An 18,474-nucleotide genomic window follows, 5' to 3' on the forward strand; every position below is an offset into this window, starting at 1 on the left:
GGAGGTTAGCTTCCTCTAACTCTCAAAGGAGTCGGTATTATGAAACGGGATATGAGAAAATATATCCTACGGAAACTGGTTGAGCTGATATTTACTTTATTGTTTGTAACTCTACTGTCTTTCTTGCTGATGAGACTGTCATCCGTTGATCCAGCCACAGCTTATGCAAAGAGGATGATCGGAAACCCCACAGCGGAACAGATTGAAAAGATTCGGATTCAGTTGGGGTTTGATAAACCATTGCTTGTCCAGTATGGCCGTTGGGTATGGGACTTACTGCATTTTGATTTAGGCGTTTCTTTGGCAAATGGACATGATGTTTGGACGGATATTGCCACAGCCTTTCCGAAAACGCTTGGAATTGTAGCTCTGGCATCTATCTTTCAGGTTGTTTTCATTGTAATCGTTAGTTGTATTGCCTTTTTACTTCCCTGGAAACTTCCGAAAAAGGCAGTCAGGCTTTTGTGCATTTTGGGTGTGTCCATACCCTCTTTCTATTTGGCAACCGTTTATCTGGATTATTTTGCTGTTCAAAAGTCCTTAATTTCTGTGGCAGGAAATACAACCCTACTCAGCTACATATCTCCGGCAATCTGCATTGGCGTATTCGGGGCTTCTTTCTATACGCCGCTTCTGATGGATGCTCTGGAGCATGAAAGCAACGAGGATTACGCATTTTATGCCCGTTGCCGTGGGCTTTCGGAAAAAAGGCTTTTGCTGTGCCATTTTTTTCCGCGGGCAGCGATGGGTTTAGTTCCAAACTTTTTACAAAGCATTGGTTTGGCACTGGCTAACGCAACGGTGATTGAATCCATTTTTTCAATTCCGGGATTTGGTTATCTGATTGTAAACCATGTGCTTGATCGCGATACTCCCATGATACACGCCGAGGTGTTTTTTCTGGCGCTGGCGATTGCTCTTTGCAACATTGCCGCTGACTTGGTGCAGTGGGCAATCGGGCGTAAAAAGGGGGTGGCGTAAATGAAAACGAAGCGTTTTCGGAAATGGTGTGCGATTTTCATTCCAACCCTTGTGATTATTTTCTTTTTTGCCGGATTTTTATTTGCACCCAACGATCCAATGAAATCAAACTTGTTGGAGAGATATGCTGATCCCAGCGCAGAATATCCGTTTGGTACGGATGCTTTAGGGCGCTGCATTCTGTCACGGATTCTTTATGGTGGCTGGACAACGCTGGGGATTGTATTAGGAGGCTCTCTTATTGTTTTTCTGCTTGGCACTGTTATCGGAATGGTGACAAGCCGGGCCGTTATGAAAGAAAATGCACTTATTGATGGCCTGATTAACGCTGTTACAGCCATCCCCCCGATTGCGTATTTAATTGTGTTTATTGGAGCCTGGGGCAGCGGAGCGAAAACTACTCTTGTCGCGCTCACTGTGTCTTACATTTTGAGATACATAAAACTGGTTCGTACCCGTACCGACATGGAAATGGGAAAAGCCTATGTCATGTGTGCAATCGCTTCCGGCGCTTCAAAGCTCAGAATCATGCTGATTCATATTTTCCCGAATTTGATTGCCGAAATGATTCGCTTTCTGTGCCTTTCCTGTGCGGATATGATTCTGGCTATTACCGGATTTTCCTTTATTGGATTAGGGCTTGGTGATAATGTAGTAGATTGGGGAAGTATGATTTTAGACGCAAGGGGTGCTTTGGTTCTTCACCCGACCATGATTCTCTATCCAATAGGGGCGGTAATTTTATCGACACTCTGCTTTAACGTCATTGGCAGGCAGTTGACAACGAAGGAGGCAGAGTGATGTTAAAAATTGAACAGTTAGATGTCAAGGAACGGTCAGGCCGCTACCTTCTGAAAGACATATCTATGGAAATTCCTGCAGGCCATGTGATTGGACTTACAGGTAAAAGCGGCTCTGGAAAAACAACTTTGCTGCGGAGCATTTTGGGGATGCTTCACACAAGCTGTCATATTGATGCCGGGAAAATTTTGTTGGACGATATAGATTTATCACATCTTTCCCGCAAGTCACATCGTGAGCTTTGTGGGAAGAAGCTTGGATTTATCCCCCAGAACCCTATGACGGCTTTTGACAGCCGATTAAAAATCGGTTATCAGATGCGGGAAACCTTTGTCAATCGTTTGCATTTGAATACAAGTGAAGCAACTGACCTGGCGAAAGAGAAACTGGTTTCCGTAAATCTAAAAGACACGGATCGGATTTTGGGTGCGTATCCGTCTGAACTATCAGGCGGAATGCTACAACGAGTAGCTGCGGCAATCTTATTGGGAATGTCGCCGGATTATGTTTTAGCCGATGAACCAACCGCTGCATTGGATGAAGAAAACAGGGATTTATTGCTTCTCATCATGCAGGAGCAAATGAAGGACAAAGGCATATTATTTGTATCCCATGATGTGGCCGCACTTAAAAACTTATGTCAGAACGTTTATGTTCTGGGAACCGGAAAAATTATTGAGCATGGAACGATGGATAAACTCTTGTCAAGTCCGCAGACAGACTGGATGAAACAATTTTCCGCGTTGAGCCATAGGGAAAGTCGGGGTGAATGGAAATGGGAGAAATTGTAATCCAGAATGTAAATCAGGTATATCATAATGTGAACCAGGGAGATTTTAATGCGCTTTCGGACATCAACCTCCACCTTTGTAAAGGTGAAAGCCTTGCTATTGAGGGAGAAAGCGGATCGGGAAAAAGCACGCTGGCAAGACTTCTGATCGGCATTGAGAAACCAACTTCTGGCAAAATATTACTGGATGGTGAAGATATAACCTGTTGGAATTATCGAACATGGAAACAGCACCGTAAAAAAATACAGGCTGTTTTTCAGGATTCTTCCGGCACTTTAAATCCTGCCAGGTCTGCATACGCAAATGTAGAAGAAGCACTGGTGAACTTAACTGATAAGAAAAGAGCCGAAAGAAAAAAACATATTTTAGATTTGATGGATGCCGTACACATGGATTATGGGCTTTTGGAAACGCCTGTCCGTCAGCTTTCGGGCGGCGAACAGAGGCGGCTCTCTTTGCTTCGGGCGATTGCCGTGGAACCTGATTACTTAATCATGGATGAAGTGACCAGCGGGCTTGACCTGATTTCGGCGGATGCCGTACTTACTTTAGTAGAGAACTTTGTGAAGCTATCCGGCAGCTCCTGCATTTTCATTACGCATAGCAGAAAGGACGCAATGCGTATTGCAAATCGGATTATCATCATGCGGGAGGGACGGATCGCCGAGCAAGGCTATCTAATAGATCAATTATCAAACCAGAAAGGACAAGGATAACATGAAACAGATTTACAAGAAACTTCTCGCCGCTGCATTGGGCGTGAGTATGCTTCTGTCTATGGTCGGCTGTGGTCAGAATGATACCTCCGATCAGACGCAGACTGGCGGTGAAAACGAAGCGAAGGTACTGACGATCGTCACGGCTAAGGAATTGGACAGCCTTACGACACTGACCATGAACAAGGAAAACAATATTGCCTGTGGCCTGGTCTATGAGACTTTAGTCGCCTATGAGGACGGGGAAATTGTTCCCGAACTGGCCGAGGAATGGGGATGGGATGAGACAAATACTGTCCTTACCTTTAAGCTCCGTCAGGATGTTGCTTTTACAGATGGAGCCGCTTTTAATGCGGAAAGCGTAAAGGAAATTCTGGACTTTGACCGTTCCAACCCTAATTTTAGCGGTATCAAGGGCATTTACAACATTGAAAGCGTAGAGGTTGTTGACGAATACACGGTGGCCGTTCATTATGCTGCCCCTTGCTTCTCTTATATCAATGACTTCTGCTTCCAGAATGTTGCTGGTATGATGTCCCCGAATGTGTTTGAAGCTGAAAACTTCCAGACATTCACAGATGTTGTCGGCACTGGTCCATACATCCGCGAAGAAATGATTTCCGGTGACTGCACCCGTTTTGTCAGAAATGAAAACTATTGGGGCGAAGCTCCTTACTATGATGAAGTTGTCATAAAGTATATCCCGGAGGCATCTTCCAGACTTCAGGCATTACAGACTGGTGAGGTTGACCTGATTTACGGTGCTGACCTTCTCAGCTATGATGACTATAATCAGGCTCTTTCTCTGGATGGGATCGAGGGCGCAATCAATGATGGAAATACCCTGACCCGGAACCTGGTTCTGAATGCGTCCAGCAAAATTTTGAGCGATCTTAAGGTTCGCCAGGCGATTGCATACGCTGTCAATAAGGAAGAAATCACCAAGGGCCTGACCTATGGATACGAAACTCCGGCCACCAGCCTGTTTGCACCCGGAGCGCCCTACACAGACATTACTTATAACAGCACATGGAGCTATGATCTGGATAAAGCAAATGCACTTCTGGATGAAGCTGGATGGGTGATGAATGAAAGCACTGGTATCCGTGAAAAAGATGGACAGCAGCTTTCCCTGAATTACACCTATTGGACTGATCTTTCTCTTGCACAGGACATGGCTCTTGCAATTAAGACCCAGCTTGCAGAGGTTGGTATTGACGTAACCACTACCGGCCAGGATCAGATGACCTGGTGGACCGAAGGCGTTGCAGGAAATTATGACATTACAACATGGAATACAGAAGGGTCTTATACTGAACCGCACAAGTTCCTGCAGGAATCCCTCGGTGCTGATCCTCATGCTATTTCCTTGCAGGCACTTGAGGATTTCCAGAGCTATTCGGATGCGGTAAATGCGTTCTCCACCTCTGCTGATCCCGAAGTGGTTCAGAGTGCGATTGCTACTGCACTGAATGTTTCCAACGACAATGTGATTGACCTTCCGATCTCCTATTCTAAGGATCTGGTTGTATATAATTCCTCCAAAATCGCCGGATATACTTTCTCCAGCGTGCCACAGTTCTTTGAGATCGATAACGTACAGCCTGCGGGATAAATATAATCCAATGTCTAAATGGAGGGTTTAACGCCCTATCAGAGTGGCAGAAAATAGCCGAATAGATATAATAGAGGTTGGTTAGAAGCGTTTAACCAACCTCTATTTTTATGAAAAGGAGCGTATGTGAAATGGACAAGAAAGATAATCCCATGTCCAGACTGATGGAACTTGCCGCTCCATATAAGGGTGAATATGTTCTTTCAGTGATTTTGGCAATCCTGGGTGTTGCCGCTGGATTGCTGCCGTTTTTTGCAGTTTCAAAAATTGTGATTCTCTTGATGGATGGAGAGACATCTGTGTCCGTCTATATGGAGTGGTGTCTGATTGCGGGAATTGGTTTCCTTGGGAAAGTATGCTTTGCAAATTTCTCTACTTTAGTTTCCCATACGGCCACTTTCGCAACTCTGGCGGAGATCCGCCTGAAACTAGCAGATAAACTTACCAGGGTTCCGATGGGCTATATGATTAACACCCCATCGGGAGAATTAAAAAATGTCTTGGTAGATCGTGTGGAGGGAATGGAAACGACCCTTGCGCATTTAGTACCGGAGCTGACAGCGAATCTCTGTATTCCGATTTGTATTCTGATTTACCTACTGTTTTTGGATTGGAGAATGGCGCTGGCTGCATTGATTACCCTGCCGATTGGTATGTTGTGCTATAAGGGAATGGCAAATGGATATGAAGAAAAATTCCAGGGTCTTATTATGCGCGTGCGTAAAATGACCAGCACTGTGGTTGAGTATATCGGCGGAATAGAAGTCATTAAGGCGTTTAATCAGTCTGCTAATTCTTACCAGAAATATTCAGATGCCGTTGAAGATAATGCGGCCTATGCTGTGAACTGGATGAAAAGCGTGCAGCTTTACAAATCCATGCTTGTTACAATCTGGCCCAGTGTGTTAGTGTGTGTTCTTCCTATTGGCTGTGTCCTGTACCGGAACGGGAGCCTGAGCGTTCCGGCATTTGTTACCTGTATCGTGCTGTCATTGGGTATTATCACACCAATTTTAAATGCCATGAACTTTACGGACAGCATTTCTCAAATGAAATCAGTAGTCGGGGAATTGTGCGCCGTATTGGATGAAAAAGAACTGGATCGCCCGGAAACGCCGGTGTCTATTCATTCTTCCAATATTGTGTTAGAAAACGTCAGCTTTTCGTATGAAAGCGAAAAGCCGTTGCTAAAAAATATCAACCTTTCTATTCCAGAAAACAGCATTACCGCTTTTGTCGGTCCCAGTGGCGGCGGCAAGTCTACCATTACGAAGCTGATTGCGGGATTTTGGGATGTAACAAACGGAACTGTCAAGTTAGACGGAACAGATATTCGCAAAATTCCGTTGTCACAGCTTATGGATAACATCGCTTATATTTCACAGGACAACTATCTTTTTGACGAAACTGTTTTAGAAAATATCCGTATGGGAAAACCATCCGCAACGGATGAAGAAGTATATCAGGCTGCCAGAGATTGTGGCTGCTATGATTTCATTCTGAATCTGGAAAATGGATTCCATACAGTTGTCGGAGGTGCAGGAGGTCACTTGTCGGGCGGTGAGCGCCAGAGAATTGCGATTGCCCGCGCTGTACTGAAAAATGCGCCGATTGTTATTCTTGACGAGGCAACCGCTTACATTGACGCCGAGAATGAAGCCTTAATTCAAGAGGCAATGGCAAAAGTGATTGCCGGGAAAACCGTTCTGATGATTGCGCACCGTCTTTCTACGATTACCGATGCAGATAAAATTGTTGTCATAAAAGATGGGCAGATTATTGACGAAGGAACACATGAAAACTTATTGACTTCCTGTACGCTCTATCAGGAAATGTGGAAAGCGCACATGGACACAAAAGATGTGGCGTAGGAGGTGCGAAGATGATAAAGACATTAAGCAAGATTTATCAGTTTTCAGGGAAAATGCAGGGGACAATGAAAAAAGCTATCCTTTTTTCTGTCCTGCACTCCCTTTTTGATATGATGTCCTTTGGAGCATTAGCCATGGTTTTTTCGGGTTTAACAGACGGTTTTACTACGTCTATGATCTGGATGATATTTGGAATCACCCTGGCAAGTATGCTGCTTAAAATTTATTGCAGCTACATTTCAGATTTCGGCAAGGTGCAAATTGGATATTTTATGTGCGCGGAGAAACGGATTCATATTGGAGATCGCATGAAATATATGCCGATGGGGTATTTCAACGATCACAATTTGGGGAATTTGACTTCTGTCGTCACTACGACTATGGGCGATATTGAAAATAATGCGTCCATGGTGCTAACCAACATATTAGGCGGCTATATCCATGCAGCGATTATTACTATTGTTATGCTCTGTATCGACTGGCGGATCGGACTGACGATTTTGTGCGGGATTCTGCTTTTTACATGGTGCATCGGCCGGTTACAGAAAAAATCGGAAACGGTTTCGCCACAAAGACAGCAGGCCCAGGAGGCCCTCGTTTCTAATGTGCTGGAATACGTTCAAGGGATGCTGATTGTAAAATCCTTTAACCTCGGTCAAAATTCCAATAGCAAAATGAGACAGGCAATTCTGGACAGCAAGGATAAAAATCTGAAATTAGAGCGTACATTCGTCCCTTACAATATGCTGCAACAAATCATTCTCTACGGAACAAGTATTCTTGTTATAGTGGAGGGGTTGTACTTTTACCTGAATGGAACGATGGCGCTTTCCATTTGCCTGCTTATGACAGTAGCATCATTTATGCTCTTTAGTCAGCTTCAGTCAGCCGGAAATACTTCCGCACTCCTGCGGTTACTGGATGTTTCGATTGACAAAGTAAACGAAATTGACAAAACTCCCGTCATGGACGAACATGGTAAACCCGTAAAGCCTGAAAATTACAATATTGTTTTTGATGATGTTTCTTTTTCTTATGGCGAACACCAGGTTCTGGATCATGTGAGCCTGACTATACCCGAAAGAACCGTAACGGCTATCGTCGGTCCGTCCGGTGCCGGAAAAAGTACGCTTTGTAACCTGATCGCCCGGTTTTGGGATGTTGACGGAGGAAAAATTACAATCGGCGGTGTAGATGTGCGGGATTACACACTGGACAGTCTGCTTACCAATATTAGCGAAGTATTCCAAAAGGTATATCTTTTCGCTGATACCATAGAAAATAATATCAAATTCGGCAATCCAGCGGCTTCCCATGAAGAAGTTGTAAAAGCAGCTCAAAAGGCTTGCTGCCATGAGTTTATTATGAGCCTGCCAGATGGTTATGGCACCGTAATTGGAGAGGGAGGCGCTACATTGTCCGGCGGTGAAAAGCAACGGATTTCGATTGCCAGAGCAATCCTGAAAGACGCTCCTATCATCATTTTAGACGAAGCTACATCAAGCGTCGATCCAGAAAATGAAAATCTTCTGATGAGTGCTATTGCAGAACTGACAAAGAATAAAACGGTTATTATGATAGCTCATCGGCTAAAAACAGTCAGAAACGCAGATCAAATTTTCGTGTTGTCTGGTGGTCACATTGTTCAGACAGGCAAACATGAGGATTTGATAAGGCAGCCTGGTATTTATGCAGATTTCATTGGTATTCGCAAGAAAGCGATTGGATGGAAACTAAAATAGCCGTGGGAAGGAGGAGGCAATGAAACTATATGCGTCAGGCGAGGATTACTTAGAGGCCGTGTTGGTTCTTCAAAGGAAACAGGGCATGGTCCGCTCCATTGACCTTGCCCGGCACATGGGCTTTAGCAAACCGAGTATCAGCCATGCGGTAGGCGTTTTGAAAAATGGAGGTTTTCTGACCGTGGATGATGATGGGTTCCTTCATCTGACCGTCATAGGTCGGGAGATTGCCGAGAAAATCTATGAACGCCATTTGTTTTTTATGGAGCAGTTTATCGCTGCTGGCGTCGATCAGGAAACAGCGGAACAAGACGCCTGCCGGATTGAACACGCCATCAGTGATACATCTTTCCGAAAGCTGAAGGAGAAAGTACAAGGAACCGATTAGCGCACATCGGCTCCGCTCTGCTCTGCATAATAAGTTATCTGCCCCGTCCGGGGAAAGAAAAAAACCGTTGACTGGGGCAGATAATTTCGTGCGCTATTTTAAGGTTTGAACTCAATCGGCGGTTTTGAAGGACAATTTCAGAGCCGCCGTTTCTTTGCGTTTACACAAACTAATGACGACTTGCAGGGACACGGTAGCCGCTTGGAGGTTAATTTGCCGTGTCTCTTTTGCTTTTTCAAAGCTCCCATGATCTACATCAATTAAAAAAAGCATTGCCCCTCCTCCGGGCAAGTATAGCATTGCATCGGCATTATCGTTCCATGTGATTCAGCATAATAATAACTGTTCTTGGTGCGCCAGTTTCCCATTGCGGGAATCTGGCGTTTTTTGTTGCCTTTTTTTCGGAGATAATCCGGCTGTATACCGGTGTCGTTCCCCACCTCCATTCGATTCACTCGTCAATCACCCGTGAATCGAAATGGAGGTACATAATGAAGAAAATTAACCTTCGGGAACTTTATCCTGATGTTTATACAACAGACTTTTTTGTAGATGTGACAGAGGAAGTAATGGAGACTATTCGAGCAGCTGAACGTGCGGAGGCTGCGTATGAGCGAAAGATGTATCGTTATAAAGCACAGTATTCTCTGGATTGCGAGAATGGCATTGAAAATGCGGTGCTGTTGAAGCCGAAAACACCGGAGATGCTTCTGGAGGAAAAGCAGCTTCAGGAGCAGGTCTATTCTGCTGTGATGAATTTACCGGAAAAACAGGCAAAGAGGATTTATGCCCGATATTACCTGGGAATGACGGTAAATGAAATTGCCGGGGTAGAAGGTGTAGATCCAAGCCGTGTTCGAGACAGTATCCGCCGTGGCTTAAAGCAGCTCGGAAAATATTTTTGATAAAGTTTCATTTGATGCGCCTGTTTTTTGCCTTTTTTGTCAGTGTTAATAAGAAGGACAAGTTTTCCTCCTTCATCTGCACATTGACAATCGAATAGACAGCACAACAGGTACATAAACCCATGTATGAGCGAATATGAAACGCCGCGAGGATAGAGCAGTCAGGGAGGTGATGAAAGCACTGCTTCGGAGCGATCTACGATTTCATAAAAGAATGGTGGCAGATTTGGCGCGATGACTACATGGGGGCTTAAAGATACTTCCTCACGGCCCGCCAAAGACTTGGGGGGAACCCTGCGGCACACGTTACGAACGATGCTGCGGAGTTATGACATCCGCGCCAGCGGAGACCTATTGTGTTCCCATCGTCAGGGGGCGTGGCAAATGTGACGAAAGCTGAGAAATATAAATAGGAAGCGTTTGCCGCTTTCTGTTCAAAATCAGATACCATGCGCTGGTGGTTTCGGCTGCCAGCGTATTCATGTGATTTTGAACAAACACGATGACAAACTTGACGGATTGGAGGAAATATGCTTTATGGAAAAACTTATTACGCGAAAAGAAGCAGCAGAAATTTTGGGTATCAGCATTGCAACGCTGGACGCGGCCCGTAACAATGGCCTTATTTCTTATGTGCAATATGTGCAGAATGGCTGTGTGTACTTTACCTCGGCGGGCCTTCAGGAGTATATCGCAAAATGCACCCACAGAGCAAAGCCAGCAGAAAAGAACGCAACATATCGTAAACCTCGCAGAGCTGGAGTGTGAGCCGGTCCGTATCCTTGTCGAAATCATAATGGTCTGATAAAACATAGATACAGCGCTGGAGTATATTCTTAGGAGGTGGAGGAATTGGCAAATAGGAAAATAATGCTTCCTCAATATGGCACAGTTATGAAAAGAGGTGTCCTATATTATAGGACCAGAATCAAAGACACGAATGGTAAGCTCGTAGCTATCTACGCAAAAACACCTGAAGAACTATACAACAAAGAAACGCTTGCGTTGGAACAGATTGAGAATGCCACTTTTCATCGGAAAACGCCCACAGTTGCAGAGTATTGTGAAAAGTGGCTGCTGATGCAGTCGGTTCATGTACGAGCTACTACTTTGACGGATTACACCTCAAAGGTCAGGCGGCATATTATAGCGGAATTGGGAGATAAACGGATGGGTGAGGTTAGCCTGGATGATATTCAGCTTGCCCTTGTTCCGGTTTCCAAGAAATCTGCATCGGTTTATAAATCTGTGGTAATCCTTTACAAATCTATCTTTCGCGCAGCGATGGAAAGCAGGATCATTGACCATAACCCGACGATTTATCTCACGACAAAAGGTGGCGGTGTTCCACAAGAGGATCGTCAGGCTTTGACAGATGAACAGGCAGCACGCCTTTTGGATGCTATCCGAGATTTGCCGCCTTATGTCTTTGTCATGATTGGTTTATATGCAGGGCTGCGCCGGGAAGAAATTCTTGCTCTGCAATGGGATTCAGTATATCTGGATACGGATACTCCATATCTGACGGTAAGGCGGGCATGGCACACAGAACACAACAGACCGGTAATCTCAGACGAATTGAAAACCAAGGCTGCGGAGAGAAATATCCCTCTTCCTGTTTGCTTGGCTGAGTGTTTGAAAGCAGCAAAGGAAACATCGACTTCGGAGTATGTGGTTTCAAACCGGGACGGCGAACCGCTGTCCTACACGCAGTTTAAGCGACTTTGGCAGTATATTGTTACGAGGACGGTCAAGGAGCGGAGCTATTATCGGTATGAAGATGGAAAAAGAGTAAAGCATACTGTCACACCTGTCTTGGGGGAAAAGGCTGCTCATAACGGAAAAGTGGTTTACAGTCTGGACTTTGAAGTAACACCCCATCAGCTGCGGCATACTTACATTACCAATCTCATTCATGCATCGGTAGATCCCAAAACGGTTCAATACCTGGCAGGCCATGAAAGCAGCAAGATTACCATGGACATTTATGCAAAGGTTAAGTACAACAGACCAGATGAGCTGGTCAGATCAATGAGTTGCGCGTTTGCAAGCTGGGACGCAGCACAGTAATAATAAAATAGGAAGTAAAGCAGGAGCGAGGCAAGGATGTCTCGCTCTTTGTTTTACATCAGCCGTATCTTTGATTAAATCGAGGCTTTCTGATAAAAAGAGAGTGTAGATACGGAGACTACACATTATCAAGAAAGGACGATCAAAGATGGCAAAAAAGAAAACACAGATCCCGAAGTATGGGACCATTACATTGAAAGGAATCCAGTATTACAGAACCAGGATTACGGATGCAGATGGCAAAGAGTTGAGTTTGTATGCCGCTACTTGTGAAGAATTGTATGAGAAGCAGTTAGAGGCCCGGAAGAAGGTGGAAGAAATTATCTTTCACCGGCAGCACCCGACAGTAGCTGAGTATGGAGAGAAGTGGCTGCTGATGCAGTCGGCAAAGGTGTCTGCGTCTACACTCAGAGGTTATACGAGGGATATGACAAACTATATCATCAAACCTCTGGGAGAGATGTATATGGAAGAAGTGACTGCTGACGATATTCGGCTGGCTCTTGTTCCATTGTCAAAGAAATCGGAAGGCTTATACAATAAGGTCAATATGCTGCTCAAGTGCATTTTTTATGCGGCAGAGAGAAACCAAATTCTTGAACACAATCCCTGTGCGGGAATATCCGGTAAAGGCGGAAAACCGACAAAAAAGAAGGAGGCATTGACAGATCAGCAGGTAGCCGTGCTTCTGGATACAGTCAAGGGGCTTCCTCCATATTTGTTTATTATGCTCGGTTTGTATTCCGGTCTGCGTCGGGAAGAAATTCTTGCACTGCAATGGGATTGTGTGTTTCTGGACGAGGATACACCTTATCTATCGGTGAGGCGGGCATGGCGTACAGAGCATAACAGACCCGTGGTTTCTACGGTGCTAAAGACTCCGGCGGCAAAAAGGGATATTCCGATACCGAAGTGTTTGGTGGACTGTCTGAGAGAAACGAAAGAAAATTCCATATCAGATTATGTGATCGCTGACAGCAAAGGAGAGCCACTGGCTGCCTCGCAGTTCCAAAGAGTGTGGCAGTATGTCGTTGTCCGCTCCACTAAGCCCCGGAACTATTATAAGTATGTAAATGGGGAGAGTATCAAATATACGGTTACTCCAACGCTGGGTATGACCCAGAAGAATCAACCCCAAATCAAATATACGCTGGACTTTGATGTGACACCTCATCAGCTGCGGCACACTTACATCACCAATCTTCTCTATGCGGGCGTTGATCCAAAGACAGTACAATACCTTGCCGGACACGAAAACAGCAAAACAACTATGGACATCTATGCAAAAGTGAAGTATAATAAACCAGAGGAGTTGTTTGGGGTAGTAAATGGTGCGTTTCATCAGGCTATCGCTGAATGAAAAAAGGCCGTTTTTTATGGTCCGCACACCGGATAACTGAGAAGCAGAAAGCCGGAAAAGCCCGGAATATCAAGGAAAAACAGCTCAAAAACTCGCGCAATACGGATTAAAAGCAGCACGTCGTGCTCCACAGTTCTCTAAGAGATAGTTATTATTGTTTCTTAAGAGAGCAAAAGAAAACTACAAAAACGAGAAAAAGCCTTTATTTAAGGGCTTTTTTTCATATTCAGTGATTTTATGAATTTTCATATGGTCAATAAGCGCTCGACATTCTTTGTAGGTTAGTGTGTATGTTGAAAGAATTCCTTCAGGTTTTTTAATGCATCCATGATCATAATCAACTAGAAGATTTAAAGCATCAGTATATGCCATAACAACATCATAAACATCTTTTTCATCGTTTCTAAGGCATTAGCAATAATTCGAGATTGTATTTCTATAGTTTTATTTAATGCTTCAAGACGCTTTTGATTAATAGTGTAATCTTGAATCATATAATCCTTTAAATTACTAGTAGCCCATTTTCTAAATGTTATACCACGCTTAGATTTAACACGATATCCAACAGAAATTATCATATCAAGATTATAGAATTTTATTTTTCTTTTGATTTTACGTGAACGCTTTGAACTAGTGCGTTTTCCGCACATGTTAAATCCATGGATAATTCATTATCTTTATAGATATTAGAAATATGTCTTGTGATTCTTGTTCTGTCTACTTCAAATAAATAGGTCATTTGATTCTGTGTTAGCCAAACTATTTCTCTATTCTCGCTAACATTGACTTCTAATTCTCATCTTTAAAAATTATAATCTCGTTATTCATGTTCTTCTTCCCCAAAAAAATGAGTATTTTGTTTATACCTATAAACTGGAATTTGTCTATATCTTTTTATACTCCAAAATGTATTATAAACTTATTATTATTAATTGCCATACTTATTAAATTTGCCAGTTCTACCAGATGTGTATCTTCATTTATTCTTTTATCTGAGAGAATAATATCTTGAAATGCTGGTAAAGACTCAGGTGGAATTAAAGTGATTCCCCACCTAGCAAGCGCTTGCGCTGGCCTATCCAAATTATGAAAATAAGTTTTTATTGTTAGAAGTTTATTCCACCAATCATTAATGTACTTATCTTCATCAATATAAATAACTCCGATGGATTCATCTATAACATATTCACCATTATCAAAATATTCTACAATTCCGAATTCAGTTTTAAGCATATCATACCTCCACAAATTCTAATTAGTTTGTTTTTCATAATTATAACATTCTTTATTTCATAGTAAAAGGAGTGCGATAATTAAAAACACCAATAGAAACATATTTTTGAAAATCAAATAGAGTCAAAGGAAACTTGTTTCATCGAGTTACGTAAAATCGCATAGAGAAAGCAACAGTGACTTTGCTCACTATAATTGTGATAGGATAATGATCCCGGATTTTTTTAATGTAAAATGAGTCTTTAAAGCATATAGAAGAATTTGTGGTGGTTTATAGGTTGGTCACCAATAGTTAACAAATTGTTAACAAAGTAAAGTAATTTGTGATGTAAAGTTGACGTAAGATTATGTGATAATTTATTAGACGTATTCAAGTTTCATTCATAAGATTTAATTATTTTTTTTAAACTATTTTTGAATTTAGGATATGAAAAATGATACAAGTTATCCTTGTGAGGATCAATATTGAACAAGCATAGCTTTCATCTGTTGAGTCACAGTATGAAACAAAACGCTAGGTTTTAAGAAAATAGTGATACTATTTTTATAACAGCCTTGCCTTCATCAGAACCGTTTATCCATAGCCAAACCGCAAGCTGTATAGTTTATAGGTGTTCAAAAATGAATACTGTTTTAAAATCTTGTGTTTTCATTCATGAAATGTCATAATGGTATAAGAAAGATGAACTTGAATTTTTATAAAGTCTAGGAGATGATAAAAATGAATTTAGACGCACAAGTTGAACAGCTTGTTTGCACAGATCATAAACAAGCATATAAAATATTGAAAGAGCTGTTGAAAATAAGTGAGAAATGTAATGACGTGTATCCATATTTCGATAAGTTTGTTGAGATGATGAATGATCATACAAATTCATATATTCGTACAAGAGGATTACGATTGATTGCTTATAATGCAAAATGGGATATTGAAAATAAAGTGAATAATATTATTGATGAGTGGCTTAAACATATCGAAGATGAAAAACCAATTACAGCAAGACAATGTATTAAAGATGTGGTTATGATAGCAAAATATAAACCGGAGTTAATAGATGTTATTCTTGAGGCATTGGAAAAATATGAGAAAATATATGATGATAGTATGCAGAATTTAATTTTTAAAGACAGGCAAAAAGCAATACGCACAATAAGACAATATACTTGGTAAATTAGAATTATTGGAGGTAGAAAAATGATTGAAGTGAAATTTTATGATAATGTAGATGATAGATTATTAAAATTTGCAGTTATTATTTCTAAGTCAAATGGGCAATGGGTATTTTGTAAGCATAAGGATAGAAATACTTATGAAGTACCTGGCGGACATAGAGAAAAAGGTGAACTGATTTTAGATACTGCGAAACGTGAATTAAAAGAAGAAACTGGTGCCGTAGATTTTACGATGAAGCCTATTTGCGTGTACTCTGTGAAAGGAAAAACCAGAGTAAATGAGAATGTGAATGATGAAACATTCGGAATGCTTTATTATGCGGATATTTATTCATTTGAAGAAATACATAGTGAAATAGAAAAAATCATTTTAATAGACGATTTAGTGAAAGATTGGACTTATCCTTTCATTCAACCTAAATTAATCGAAGAAGCAAAACGTAGGGGAGTTATATAAATACCGCTAAAATCAAATACCCTTTTAGTAAACTACGGTATGTTTGTAATATCATAGATTGCATATTTGAGTCTACGTATTTAATCATAAAAAGGAAAACACATATGAAAATCAAAAAAATTGTAAAGGGAAGAATCATTTTAGGAAATCATCATGAGGGTTATATAGCCTATAAAAAAAGAGGTAATCTTGTATTATTTTAACCAAAAGCAGGCAAAAGTCCGCCACTTCAACGGTGATAAGTAAGTAGTTGAGCATTCTGTGCACCTTTTGGGCGCTTCATTTAAGCATTGAGGGACTATGCTTATCATGGAATATAGAAAATGTGATTACGAAGTTACTGCAACAGTAAATAAGTTATGCTTTTGGGATAATAAACAATTATCAAAAGAATGCTATTCCAAAATAGATATTTGTCCATATGCAGAGAAATAAATTAGAATTGGTAGAGGAGATGACCTTGTGAAAAAATTGAGTGAAGACGCTGAAAAAATAATGATTGAACGCTTTGGAAAAGATACCATCATTGCATTAGCAACAGTAGAAAATGAGGTGCCTTTTGTGCGTTATGTAAATGCCTATTATGAGAATGGTGCATTTTATATTATTACATATGCACTTTCAAATAAAATGAAGCATATAGAAAGTAACTCTACTGTTGCAATAGCTGGTGAATGGTTTACAGCTCATGGAAAGAGTATAAATTTAGGATATTTCGGGAAAGATGAAAATTATCGAATTGCCGAGAAATTGAAAGATGTATTTTCTGAGTGGATAGACAATGGGCATAATGATTTTGATGATGAAAATACTATAATTTTATGTGTAGAAATAACAGACGGATTGTTACTCTCACATGGAACAAGGTATGAGCTTTAGCTTCTAACTTATAGTTTATGAGATTTTAGGTATTCAAATATGAATGCCGTTTTTTTAATCTTGTTTTCTATTTTAGAAGATGTCATAATAGAGCTAATAATAAAATAAATGGAATAAGTGGAGGAAAATAAGGTGCAGGGTAAAGAAGGAGTGATAGGGTTATTTTTAATCATTATGGGTATATCAATGTTTTTGATGTGTTTAGTATATTATAAAACAAGTAAAATGAAATATGCATGGATGGCATTTGGTTTCCTTTATACTTTAGGAATACTTATGTTGATGACTAACAATCCTATAAAAACATATTTGAATGTATCATCAAATAGTCGATTTTGTTCTATTCCTTCTCTTATCATTCTTATGATAGGTATCATGTTATCTTTCATTTTATTAAGTAATAAAGGTGAAAAATATGTAATTTCAGGTATTTTATTTAGTGTAGGAATACACTTTATACTATTTAATTCAATTTACACCACGATTTTGAGTGGTTTAGTAAGTTTAAATGCTATATATTCTTTTGTTAAAAAAGATAGTTCAATTTATAAGGTGCTTGTGATAGATGCATTATAAAAAACCTTTATGGGGCTTCTGTTATTATTTATATGATTATACATAGAACTGGACAAAGGTATTAACGGTCTAAAACCATGAAAAGAGGTTATTGGTTATGCAAATTTTTAAATCTCAAATAGAATTAGCAGGTAAAAGTTATGTCATCTTTATATAAGCGTATTATATTGATTTTTATGCTCATTTTCGATCTGCTCTTAATATCCGCTGATATTCTGTTATACCATTCACTGAGCATTTCAAAGATTTGGATCATATTGATCATCGCAATGATTGTATTTATGATTATCTTTGAAGAAAAGAGAGAAAGACTGTTAACGATGTCTATCATAGGAATACTATTTGCCACAACGATATTCTCTGGTATGTATACATATAAGACATTCGGTACAGAACAGTCCATCGCAGCAATTCAAGGATATATTGCTATTGTCTATCAAAAAAAACCTTATTACATGATACCGGTTGAACAACTAGGCTTTCGCACTATGAATATAGGAAATTCATTTATATGTCAAAAAGATCAAGATTGTAAATCATTATCAAATATTTTAAATGATTGTTATCCTCGGAAAAAAGTAAAGCAAATTGAAAAACTTAATGATGAAAAAGATATAAAACTCTTTTTAGTAAAATTAAGCGATATTTATAACCAGGAAGATATAGAAATACATTATATATACGTTCATGAAAAAGAAAATTACGCATGGTTTGATACAAAATATTAACAAGGTAATAAAAGAAAGAGGGAAAACTATATGATAAATTATCTATTACCATTAATTTTGATTATTTGCCAGTTTGTATTATTCATCTTAAAGAAAAGTAAAATTGTAATGATACTAATACCTATATTGTTATCTATAATTGCTGTTATAATAGCTGTTTATATTGATCAAGTGATGGTGGAATCCGT

Annotated in this window: 20 protein-coding genes; 17 read left to right on the plus strand and 3 right to left on the minus strand. The window is 40.5% G+C overall.

All coding sequences use genetic code 11. The features are described from left to right. Nucleotides 1-39: 39 nt before the first annotated feature. From DW114_RS09085 to DW114_RS09120, 8 genes are all read left to right on the plus strand, one after another. Nucleotides 40-981, plus strand: coding sequence for an ABC transporter permease (locus DW114_RS09085; protein WP_005344243.1), 942 nt, complete (start codon nt 40-42; stop codon nt 979-981). Then, complete coding sequence (locus DW114_RS09090) at nt 982-1,782, plus strand: ABC transporter permease (RefSeq protein WP_097772885.1); 801 nt, start codon at nt 982-984, stop codon at nt 1,780-1,782. Next, nucleotides 1,782-2,573 (plus strand): ATP-binding cassette domain-containing protein, encoded by a 792-nt coding sequence (locus DW114_RS09095; protein WP_117453445.1) that lies wholly within the window; start codon nt 1,782-1,784, stop codon nt 2,571-2,573. Before DW114_RS09090 ends, DW114_RS09095 begins: the two co-directional genes overlap by 1 nt. Then, nucleotides 2,558-3,289, plus strand: coding sequence for an ATP-binding cassette domain-containing protein (locus tag DW114_RS09100; RefSeq protein WP_049940617.1), 732 nt, complete (start codon nt 2,558-2,560; stop codon nt 3,287-3,289). The genes DW114_RS09095 and DW114_RS09100 overlap by 16 nt, the downstream gene beginning before the upstream one ends. A 1-nt stretch (nt 3,290) precedes the next feature. Next, nucleotides 3,291-4,904, plus strand: a complete 1,614-nt coding sequence (locus DW114_RS09105; protein WP_199483554.1) for a nickel ABC transporter substrate-binding protein — start codon at nt 3,291-3,293, stop codon at nt 4,902-4,904. A gap of 131 nt (nt 4,905-5,035) precedes the next feature. Next, nucleotides 5,036-6,775, plus strand: a complete 1,740-nt coding sequence (locus DW114_RS09110) for an ABC transporter ATP-binding protein (protein ID WP_097772884.1) — start codon at nt 5,036-5,038, stop codon at nt 6,773-6,775. Between the two features lie 11 nt (nt 6,776-6,786). Beyond that, a complete protein-coding gene (locus tag DW114_RS09115; RefSeq protein ID WP_117453446.1) occupies nt 6,787-8,517 on the plus strand; it encodes an ABC transporter ATP-binding protein in 1,731 nt (576 codons plus the stop codon). A 19-nt stretch (nt 8,518-8,536) separates the two neighbouring features. Further along, entirely contained in the window at nt 8,537-8,905 is a 369-nt protein-coding gene (locus DW114_RS09120) for a metal-dependent transcriptional regulator (protein WP_117453447.1), read from the plus strand. A 111-nt stretch (nt 8,906-9,016) separates the two neighbouring features. On the opposite strand, the gene DW114_RS21485 is transcribed toward DW114_RS09120, so the two are convergent. Next, nucleotides 9,017-9,178 carry a hypothetical protein gene (locus DW114_RS21485; protein ID WP_015529866.1) on the minus strand — a complete coding sequence of 54 codons (162 nt, stop codon included), beginning with the start codon at nt 9,176-9,178 and terminating at the stop codon, nt 9,017-9,019. 218 nt (nt 9,179-9,396) lie between these two features. Between DW114_RS21485 and DW114_RS09130 the strand changes: the two genes are divergently transcribed. From DW114_RS09130 to DW114_RS09150, 4 genes are all read left to right on the plus strand, one after another. Beyond that, a complete protein-coding gene (locus tag DW114_RS09130) occupies nt 9,397-9,810 on the plus strand; it encodes a sigma-70 family RNA polymerase sigma factor (RefSeq protein WP_015518833.1) in 414 nt (137 codons plus the stop codon). 537 nt (nt 9,811-10,347) lie between these two features. Next, the gene (locus DW114_RS09140) at nt 10,348-10,578 is read left to right on the plus strand and encodes a helix-turn-helix domain-containing protein (protein WP_008728422.1); all 231 of its coding nucleotides are present in this window, start codon (nt 10,348-10,350) and stop codon (nt 10,576-10,578) included. Nucleotides 10,579-10,662: 84 nt separating this feature from the next. Further along, nucleotides 10,663-11,880 carry a tyrosine-type recombinase/integrase gene (locus DW114_RS09145; RefSeq protein ID WP_055224659.1) on the plus strand — a complete coding sequence of 406 codons (1,218 nt, stop codon included), beginning with the start codon at nt 10,663-10,665 and terminating at the stop codon, nt 11,878-11,880. A gap of 148 nt (nt 11,881-12,028) precedes the next feature. Continuing rightward, nucleotides 12,029-13,240 (plus strand): tyrosine-type recombinase/integrase, encoded by a 1,212-nt coding sequence (locus DW114_RS09150; protein ID WP_015518835.1) that lies wholly within the window; start codon nt 12,029-12,031, stop codon nt 13,238-13,240. 350 nt (nt 13,241-13,590) lie between these two features. Here the strand turns inward: DW114_RS09150 and rhuM are convergent, their stop codons facing one another. Together rhuM and DW114_RS09165 are read right to left on the minus strand one after the other, a co-directional pair. Beyond that, complete coding sequence (rhuM, locus tag DW114_RS09160; RefSeq protein WP_117453449.1) at nt 13,591-13,890, minus strand: RhuM family protein; 300 nt, start codon at nt 13,888-13,890, stop codon at nt 13,591-13,593. A 244-nt stretch (nt 13,891-14,134) separates the two neighbouring features. Next, on the minus strand, nt 14,135-14,473 hold the full coding sequence (locus DW114_RS09165) for a hypothetical protein (RefSeq protein ID WP_117453450.1): 339 nt from the start codon (nt 14,471-14,473) through the stop codon (nt 14,135-14,137). A 721-nt stretch (nt 14,474-15,194) separates the two neighbouring features. Between DW114_RS09165 and DW114_RS09170 the strand changes: the two genes are divergently transcribed. The 5 genes from DW114_RS09170 to DW114_RS09190 all read left to right on the plus strand — a co-directional run bounded on the left by DW114_RS09170 (nt 15,195) and on the right by DW114_RS09190 (nt 18,286). Then, nucleotides 15,195-15,644, plus strand: coding sequence for a hypothetical protein (locus DW114_RS09170; protein ID WP_117453451.1), 450 nt, complete (start codon nt 15,195-15,197; stop codon nt 15,642-15,644). 24 nt (nt 15,645-15,668) lie between these two features. After that, a complete protein-coding gene (locus DW114_RS09175; RefSeq protein WP_117453452.1) occupies nt 15,669-16,103 on the plus strand; it encodes an NUDIX hydrolase in 435 nt (144 codons plus the stop codon). 462 nt (nt 16,104-16,565) lie between these two features. Next, complete coding sequence (locus DW114_RS09180) at nt 16,566-16,982, plus strand: pyridoxamine 5'-phosphate oxidase family protein (RefSeq protein WP_117453453.1); 417 nt, start codon at nt 16,566-16,568, stop codon at nt 16,980-16,982. A gap of 132 nt (nt 16,983-17,114) precedes the next feature. Next, the gene (locus tag DW114_RS09185) at nt 17,115-17,558 is read left to right on the plus strand and encodes a hypothetical protein (protein WP_117453454.1); all 444 of its coding nucleotides are present in this window, start codon (nt 17,115-17,117) and stop codon (nt 17,556-17,558) included. 140 nt (nt 17,559-17,698) lie between these two features. Beyond that, nucleotides 17,699-18,286: a hypothetical protein gene (locus DW114_RS09190; RefSeq protein WP_117453455.1), complete on the plus strand. Its 588-nt coding sequence runs from the start codon at nt 17,699-17,701 to the stop codon at nt 18,284-18,286. Nucleotides 18,287-18,474 lie beyond the last annotated feature (188 nt).

This window comes from Absiella sp. AM09-50, assembly GCF_003433845.1.
GTDB classification, from domain to species: domain Bacteria; phylum Bacillota_I; class Bacilli_A; order Erysipelotrichales; family Erysipelotrichaceae; genus Hoskinsella; species Hoskinsella hominis.